This is a genomic window from Achromobacter sp. GbtcB20 (genome assembly GCF_019091095.1).
In the GTDB taxonomy this organism is placed as follows: Bacteria; Pseudomonadota; Gammaproteobacteria; order Burkholderiales; family Burkholderiaceae_B; genus Achromobacter; species Achromobacter mucicolens.
This window is the reverse complement of sequence record NZ_JAGXJZ010000251.1, coordinates 1-425: the sequence shown is the minus strand read 5'-3', so window position 1 is coordinate 425 and position 425 is coordinate 1. Positions and strand designations below refer to the sequence as shown.

Sequence of the window (425 nt, the reverse complement as noted above, 5' to 3'; positions counted from 1 at the left end):
GACTTCCACCTTGGCCCGGCTTGCGTCCCGTGGCGGGACTCTCCCTTTCTACGCTTTCGCCAGGCGCATCTGGCTCAGCTCCCCCGTCAGGTAACCGACCGCGGACCCGAACTTGTCCTTGTAGTTCGCGCGCACCAGCGGATCGAGCGTGGCTTTCACGTTGTTGTGGGTGCCGCCCCAGTCGCCCGCGTGCTGGAAGTTGCTCATGATGTAGGTCCAGCCATTCAGTTCATCGACCGCGTGCAGACCGGTCGACTCGCCGCCGGCCGGGATCGACATGATGCGCGCGAGCTGTTTGGTGTCGACGTTGTAGGCCCACAGGAAGTTGTTGACGTGCTGGCCGCTGTCTTCGCCGATGAACAGGGTGCGCAGCTTTTCCGAGAACTTCAGGTTGTCCGGGTTGCCGATCCTGTTCGGGTTGGCGG

At 63.1% G+C, this 425-nt stretch carries 1 pseudogene; it reads right to left on the bottom strand.

What is annotated here, in order from left to right:
- Positions 1-48: 48 nt before the first annotated feature.
- A pseudogene (locus KVT32_RS28840) lies at positions 49-425 on the bottom strand (alkaline phosphatase); the annotation flags it as partial.